The following is a 7,657-nucleotide window of genomic DNA, read 5'->3' on the forward strand; positions in this document are numbered from 1 at the left end:
CGCCGGTCACCTTGATCAGCACGAAGGCCAGCAGCGCGCCGAGAATCAGCTCCCAGACGCCTTCGACCCACAGGTGCACGACCCACCACCAGTAGAACTTGTCGAGCACCAGGTTGTGCGGGTTGTAGAAGGAGAACAGGAAGAACACCGCCAGGCCCCACAGACCGAGCATCAGCACGATGCCGATGGAGGTCTTGCGGCCCTTGAGCATGGTCATGGTCAGGTTGAACAGGAACACCAGCGCGACGACCACGATACCGATCTTGGTCAGCAGCGGCTGCTCGAGGAATTCCCGGCCCATCGTCTCGAGGATGTCATTGCCGGTGAACTTCGCCAGGGTGGCGTAGGGCACGAGCAGATAGCCGAGGATGGTCGCCGCACCGGCGACGAGGAAGACCCAGAACATGAGCAGCGCCAGTTTTGGCGAGTACAGCTCGGTCTCGGCCTCTTCCGGGATCATGTAGTAGGCCGCGCCCATGAAGCCGAAGAGCAGCCAGACGATCAGCAGGTTGGTGTGGACCATCCGCGCGACATTGAACGGGATGGCGGGGAAGAGGAAGTCGCCGATCACATACTGCAGGCCCATGATGAGGCCGAACAGGATCTGACCGAGGAACAGTCCGATGGCCGCGATGAAGTATGGCTTCGCGACCGACTGTGAGGAATATTGCATGGTTGATAGCTCCCTTTCAGATCGGCAATCAGCCTTCGATGTTGGGCGGCCAGTTGGCAGTGTTGATCTCGGACGTGTACTTCAGAAACTCGACGAGATCGTTCAGCTGCTGGTCGGTCAGGTGGAAGTTGGGCATCTGGCGACGACCCGGAGCACCCGTGGGCTGGGACTGGATCCAGGCCTTGATGAACTCGGGGCCACGACGCTTGTAGACGTTGCCCAGCTCGGGAGCGAAGTACGCGCCCTCGCCCAGCAGGGTGTGGCAACCGATGCAGTTATTGACCTCCCACACCTTCTTGCCCGCAGCAACAGCCGGCGTCAGGTTGGCCCGGTTGTCCCGCTTGGGAAGGGTCTGCATCGAATCGAAGGTCAGCGCGATGAACAGGAGCGCAAAGAAAACAGTGCCCCCGAAGAAGATGTTTCGCGCCATTGATTTTGTGAATGTCCCGCTCATGGAACCTCCCTGGATGGCATCGCTGCACGACGCAGCTTGGCCGGGATGGTGCGGGCTGGAGGGGGGACGAGTCCTTGATGGCGGTCAAGCGGGCCGGGCCGTGGCAGCACCTGACGCCCGCGAGCAGGCGGGAGCCCGCGCCACGACTGCGTTCTGGCGGCAGCCGCGGGGATGACAAAGGAACGGATTAAGGCTGATTCGGCCGTTCAGCCGAGCTCGGAAGCCCGTTGCCGCAGCCAGCAGAGGACGGTCGAGAAGACCCGGTCAGGATCGATCGGCTTGGCGATGAAGTCGTCCATGCCGGCAGCCAGGCACCGCGCCCGGTCTTCGGCGAAGGCGTTGGCGGTCATGGCGACGATGGGGATGTTCCGGCCCTGGAGCAGCTCGCGGATCTGCCGCGTGGCCTCCAGGCCGTCCATGTTGGGCATCTGCATGTCCATCAGGATCAGGTCGTACCCGGCGTCCTGCGCCACCCGCCGCACCGCCTCGGCGCCGTCCTCGGCGGTGTCAACCTGCAGGCCGGCGCCGACCAGCATCAGTTCGGCGATCTCACGGTTGATGGGCTCGTCGTCCGCGAGGAGGGCCCTCCGACCGGCAAAGGACTCCGTGAGGGTGGCCTCGGCGTCAGCGTCAGCGTCGAAGTGCACCGCAGGCAGACCGGCACGCTGACCACGCCCAAGCCGCGCAGTGAACCAGAAGGTGCTGCCCACCCCCGGACAGCTGGATGCGCCCGCAGCCCCGCCCATCCGCTCCGCCAGTTCGCGGGTGATCGCCAGCCCCAGGCCCGTCCCCCCGTGCTTGCGGGTCATGGTGTTGTCGGCCTGCTCGAAGGCGCGGAAGAGCCGGGACAGCACCTCCGGGTCGATGCCGATGCCGGAATCCTCGACCTCGAAACGCAGCAGGGCAGCGTCGGGGGTTTCCTCCAGCAGCTTCACCCTCAGGATCACGCTGCCGCCTTCGGTGAACTTCACCGCGTTGGCCGCGTAATTGAGCAGCGCCTGCTGCAACAGCGTGGCGTCGCCCAGCAGATCGGCGGGCAGCGGATCGCACTGGGTGATCAGCCGCAGGCGCTTTTCGACGGCGCGGACATGGAGCATCGAGACGACGTTCTGCAGAACGCTCTCGACCCGCAGCGGCGCTTCGGACACGACGATCTTGCCGGCCTCGATCTTCGAGAGCTCGAGGACGCCATTGATGATCTTGAGGAGGTGCTCGCCCGCCCCCACCAGCTTGTCGAGCTGGGCAGCCTGCTCGAGCGTGAGCCCGCCGCGGCGGATGAGGTAGGCCATGCCGGTGATCGCGTTGAGCGGTGTGCGGATCTCATGACTCATGTTGGCCAGAAAGGCACTCTTGGCCACGCTGGCGGCCTCGGCGGCCTCCTTGGCCTTCGACAGCTCGGCGGTCCGCTCGGCCACGAGCAACTCCAGGCTGTCCCGATGGCGGGCCAGCTCGTCCTGGGCAGCCTTGCTTTCGGTGATGTCGCGGGTGATCGACAGCAAGCAGGGCTCGCCGTTGAACTCCATCGGCGACACCGAGAACATGCCCCAGAAGATCTCCCCGTTCTTCTTGCGGAAACGGGCCTCCAGCCTGACCCGCGCCTGCTCCCGGCGCACCTTCTCGGCAAAGGACACGCGGTCGTTGGTGTCGGCCCAGATGCCAAGCTCCAGGGAGCTGCGGCCGATGAGCTCGTCGCGGCTGTATTGCGTGATGTCCAGGAAAGCCTGGTTCACGTCTACGTAAACGCCGCCCGCCAGGGTCGTGATGGCGATCGCATCGAGGGTCGTCTGGAAGGCCGTGCGGTAGCGCCGCTCGCTCGCTTCGATGGTCTGGATCGAGCGGACCACCTCGGTGACATCCCGGAAATACCAGATCCGGCCCAGCAACTCGCCGTTGCCGGCCCGCCAGGGAATGGCATGCCCCCGGAGCGTTCGGCCATCCTTGAGGGGCACATCGCCGGAATCCACCTGCTCCATCAGCGGAAGCACATGGCGCACCCATTCCTGAAGGTGAGCGGGCGCAACAATCCGCGACAACACCGCGTCGTAGATCGAATCGAAGGGACTGCGGAACAGCGCGGCCAGCGGTCCGGGCGGACGGGGCACGCCCCACACCGAGAAGAAACGCTCGTTGACGGCGACGAGGCGATTTTCCCGATCTGCCGTCAGCACGCCATCCTCCGAGCCTTCGAGGATCGCGCTCAGCAGGCAGGCCTGGGATTCGTCATCATTCCGCATGGGAACCAAGAGAGGCCGACTCCGGAGTTCGGGAGAGAAAATGCCAGCCGGGACATCCGGCGGCAGGGGTTACCCGAATCTTACTCCAGTCGCTTCACCCTGGCGGCAGTAGGCCTTTCTCCAGACGGAAAACGGGCCGCATGACGCGGCCCGCCTCCCCCCGTTCCCGAGCCTTGCGACCCGGGGTGCTCCATGTCGGCGGATCAGCCCTTCGCGGCCTTGTCGGCCTCAGGCTTGGCCTCTTCAGGCTTGGGCGTGGGCGGATGGAATTCCTCCGGCGTCGCGCCTTCCTTCGGTGCGCCAATGGCCTGTTCGACTTCCGGCAGCGTGTGGGCGATGCCCTTGTGGCAGTCGATGCAGGTCTTGCCTTCGTTCAGGCCGGTCTGGTGCATCTTGGACGAACGGCGGCCCTGCTCGGCGTAGTCGAAGCTGTCGAAATTGTGGCAGTTGCGGCATTCGCGGGAGTCGGTCTTCTTCATCCGTTCCCATTCATGCTTGGCGAGCTCCAGCCGCTTGGCGTTGAACTTCTCGGGCGTGTCGATCGAGCCGAGGATCTTGTGCAGGACTTCGTTGGATGCCTGGATCTTGCGGATGATCTTCGGGCCCCATTCCTTCGGCACGTGGCAGTCCGGGCAGGTGGCCCGCACGCCGGAGCGGTTCGAGGCGTGGATGGTGTTGCGGTACTCCTGATAGACGTTGTCCTTCATCTCGTGGCACGAGATGCAGAAGGCTTCCCGGTTGGTCCATTCCATGGCGGTGTTGAAGCCGCCCCAGAACACGATGCCGGCGATGAACAGCATCGCGGCGAACCCCCAGCCGAGGGATCGGATGCGCCCGATCAGGCCTTTGTTGTTGGTATCCATTTGTCCGAACTCCCCTGTCTATGCGTCAGCGCATCCCGGTGCCGGGCTTGAAGGTGTTGCCCACCAGCGGCTTGGCGTCGCTCTGGGGCACGTGGCACTGGTTGCAGAAGTAGCGGCGCGGCGACACGCTGGAAAGCTCCTCGCCGTCGCGGGTCTTGAAGTGGGTGACGGAAATCTTGGTCGCACCGGTCTCCTTCGCACGGGCCCAGGCGTGGCAGTCGAGGCACTTGTTGAAGTTCTTGGTGATGTTGTAGCCCTTGATCGTGTGGGGGATCAGCGGCGGCTGCTGGACGAAATCCCGGGGCAACGGGGCGGAATCGCGGCCATAACGGGTGCCGTCGCCTTCCGGGTCGCTGGCGTTGATCTCGGCACCGCGCAGGGTCATGAGCTTGATGGCCGGCTCGCCAGCGGCAACAGCAGCGACAGGAGCAAGGAAAGTCTGGGCAAGGCACACGGCCAGGGCGGCTGCCCGCAGGCGGGCGGAATGGAAGGTCGGCTTGTTCATCACTCGCTCCTTTGATCGAACCTATGGGTCATTTTGAAAACTTGTTTGTCGCACACATCGATGCAGCGGCCACAGGTGGTGCAGTCTGAGGCCAGGATTAGGGGGCTCTCCTGCCCGACCTGCTTGAGGGCCGGGCGGATCACCTGGGGTTCGGGGCACACCGCGAAGCAGTCCATGCAGTCGTCGCAGGCGGCGCGCTTGCTGGCGGAGACGCGGACGAGCGCCTTCCTGCCGAGCAGGCCGTAGAAGGCGCCCATCGGGCACAGGTGACCACACCAGCCGCGGCTGGCCACCAGCAGGTCGTACAGAAAGATGCCGGCGATCACGAACAGCCCGCCGCCCATCCCGAAGATCAGCCCCCGGTGCAGCAGCGACACCGGATTGACCCATTCCCAGGCCAGGCTGCCGGTGACGGCGGCGGCCACGAGCAGACCGCCCAGCAGCCAGTAGCGGGTGGCGGCGTCCGGCACGCGGCCGGTCTTGATGCCGAGGCGGCGACGGCTCCAGGCGGCGGCGTCGGTGACCACATTGACCGGGCACACCCAGCTGCAGAAGATCCGCCCGCCCACCAGCAGGTAGAAGCAGAGCACGATGGCCGCTCCGATCAACGCCGACGAATAGGGCAAGTGGCCGGTGACAAGGGTCTGCAGCACCAGCAGCGGATCGGTGAGCGGCAGCACGCCCAGCGTGAGGGACGAGGACAGGTTGCCCTTGACGAGCCACACGCCGAACCACGGCCCGGCGAGGAAGGCGAGCAGGATCAGGAGCTGGCTCGTGCGGCGCAGGATGAGCCAGCGCTGGCGCTGCCACAGGCTGCGGGCCGGAGCACAGGCGGCGTCGACTGCCTTGACGGAGGACATCGTGGTGGTCGCCATGATCTACGGCTTCCAGTGGGAATTGATGCCACCCGCCGCCTTCGGCGGGGGCGTCGGTGTGGCTGGCGCCGCGGCGGCCGGCGCAGGTGCGGCGCCGGTCGGGGCGACCACGGTTTCGGTGGCGGCGCGACCGGCGGTGGGGCCTTCAAAGCCGCGCACCGGCAGTTCGACCTGATCGCCGATCAGCGAGCCACCATGGCGGGCCTTTTCTTCCCAGCCCTTGCGATAGTGGGCGGGCAGCGCGCCCTGGGCCAGCTTGCGCGGGAAGACCTTGATGGCCGCCTCGGGCAGCACGCAGGACTTCTCGCACTTGCCGCAGCCGGTGCAGGCGTCGGAGTGCACCGTCGGCAGCAGCATCGCGTGGCGGTCGGAGCGCGGGTTGTGCTGGGTCTCGAGGGTGATCGCCTTGTCGATGACCGGGCACACCCGGTAGCACACGTCGCAGCGCAGGCCGAGGAAGTTGAGGCAGCTCTCGTGGTCCACGAGGGCGGCGAGACCCATCTGCGCCTTGTTGATGTCGGTGAGGCTGCGGTCGAGGGCGCCGGTGGGGCAGGCCTTCACGCAGGGGATGTCCTCGCACATTTCACAGGGCGTCTTGCGGGCCGTGAAGTAGGGCGTGCCGGTGACGACCGGGTCACCCAGGTCGGCGAGGTGGAGGGTGTCGTAGGGGCAGTCGCGCACGCACAGGCCGCAGCGCACGCAGGCCGCCAGGAAATCGGCTTCGGGCAGTGCGCCGGGCGGGCGCAGGGCCTGGGCCGGCAAGGCCGACGCGCTCTTCGCGTAAAGCCCCGCCCCAAGCGCCAACAGGCAGCCGCCGCCAGCCGCGGCAGCCACGCTGTTGATGAACTTGCGACGGGCCACCGACGCCGGGGAGGCGGCATCGGAGGGCGTGCGGGCGGGTTTCTTGCCGGTGTCCATGATTTGTCTGCGTTGATCCGTGCGCCAGGCGCAGGTCAGGCTTCAGCCCGACCCGTACCCGGCTGCCGGGATCAGGCGCGCAGCACCTTGACGGCGCACTTCTTGAAGTCGGTCTGCTTAGAAATCGGGCAGGTGGCATCGAGGGTCAGCTTGTTCACCAGCTTCGATTCGTCGAAGAACGGCACGAAGATCAGACCGACCGGCGGCTTGTTGCGGCCCTTGGTCTCGAGGCGGGCGATCATCTCGCCGCGACGGGACTGGACCTTCACCACCATGCCGCGCTGCAGGTTGCGCTTCTTGGCGTCGTCCGGGTGCATGAACACCTGGGCTTCCGGCACCGCCTTGTGCAGTTCGGGCACGCGGCGCGTCATGGTGCCGGTGTGCCAGTGTTCCAGCACGCGGCCGGTGCACAGCCACATGTCGAACTCGGCATCGGGCTTCTCGGGAGGATCCTGGTAAGGCAGCGCGAAGATCACCGCCTTGCCGTCCTTGTGGCCGTAGAACTTCACCCCTTCGCCAGCCTTGACGTACGGGTCGTAGCCCTCGCGGTAGCGCCACAGGGTTTCCTTGCCGTCGACCACCGGCCAGCGCAGACCGCGGGCCTTGTGATAGACGTCGAAGTTGGCGAGGTCGTGGCCGTGGCCACGGCCGAACTGGGCGTATTCCTCGAACAACCCCTTCTGCACGTAGAAGCCGAAGGCTTCGGCTTCATCGTTGGTGTAGTTCTTGATGGCGTGCTCGTTCACCTTCTGCACGTCGCTCTTCGGGAACTTGTTCACCACCTTGTTGGCGTAGAGCACGTCGTACAGGGTCTTGCCCTTGTACTCGGGCTTCTTGGCGAGCAGCTCGGCCGGCCACACCTCTTCCATCTTGAAGCGCTTGGAGAACTCCATGAACTGCCACAGGTCGGATTTCGCCTCGCCCGGCGCCTTGACCTGCTGGCGCCACACCTGGGTGCGACGCTCGGCGTTGCCGAAGGCGCCTTCCTTCTCCGTCCACATGGCGGCCGGCAGGATCAGGTCGGCAGCGAGGGCCGAGACGGTCGGGTACACATCCGACACCACCACGAAGGCCGCCGGGTTGCGCCAGCCCGGATAGATTTCCTGGTTGACGTTGGGGCCGGCCTGCATGTTGT

The 7,657-nt window shown here is 65.7% G+C and carries 8 protein-coding genes; all 8 read right to left on the minus strand.

Annotated elements, in window-relative coordinates:
• Positions 1 to 673 (minus strand): cbb3-type cytochrome c oxidase subunit I (locus Q0672_RS21410; protein ID WP_298625712.1); only part of this gene is annotated, 673 nt, incomplete at its 3' end.
• A 28-nt stretch (positions 674 to 701) separates the two neighbouring features.
• A complete protein-coding gene (locus Q0672_RS21415; protein ID WP_284187398.1) occupies positions 702 to 1,127 on the minus strand; it encodes a cytochrome c in 426 nt (141 codons plus the stop codon).
• A gap of 206 nt (positions 1,128 to 1,333) precedes the next feature.
• On the minus strand, positions 1,334 to 3,361 hold the full coding sequence (locus Q0672_RS21420) for a response regulator (protein WP_298625719.1): 2,028 nt from the start codon (positions 3,359 to 3,361) through the stop codon (positions 1,334 to 1,336).
• Positions 3,362 to 3,564: 203 nt separating this feature from the next.
• Complete coding sequence (locus tag Q0672_RS21425) at positions 3,565 to 4,224, minus strand: NapC/NirT family cytochrome c (RefSeq protein WP_298625722.1); 660 nt, start codon at positions 4,222 to 4,224, stop codon at positions 3,565 to 3,567.
• A 25-nt stretch (positions 4,225 to 4,249) separates the two neighbouring features.
• Complete coding sequence (locus Q0672_RS21430) at positions 4,250 to 4,729, minus strand: nitrate reductase cytochrome c-type subunit (RefSeq protein WP_298625725.1); 480 nt, start codon at positions 4,727 to 4,729, stop codon at positions 4,250 to 4,252.
• Positions 4,729 to 5,604, minus strand: coding sequence for a quinol dehydrogenase ferredoxin subunit NapH (gene napH, locus Q0672_RS21435; RefSeq protein WP_298625728.1), 876 nt, complete (start codon positions 5,602 to 5,604; stop codon positions 4,729 to 4,731). The genes Q0672_RS21430 and napH overlap by 1 nt, the downstream gene beginning before the upstream one ends.
• Before the next feature lie 3 nt (positions 5,605 to 5,607).
• The gene (gene napG / locus Q0672_RS21440) at positions 5,608 to 6,522 is read right to left on the minus strand and encodes a ferredoxin-type protein NapG (RefSeq protein WP_298625731.1); all 915 of its coding nucleotides are present in this window, start codon (positions 6,520 to 6,522) and stop codon (positions 5,608 to 5,610) included.
• A 71-nt stretch (positions 6,523 to 6,593) separates the two neighbouring features.
• The coding region (locus Q0672_RS21445; protein WP_298625734.1) for a molybdopterin dinucleotide binding domain-containing protein at positions 6,594 to 7,657 on the minus strand (1,064 nt) is incomplete at its 5' end.

This window comes from uncultured Zoogloea sp., from assembly GCF_937894855.1.
Classification (GTDB): domain Bacteria; phylum Pseudomonadota; class Gammaproteobacteria; order Burkholderiales; family Rhodocyclaceae; genus Zoogloea; species Zoogloea oryzae.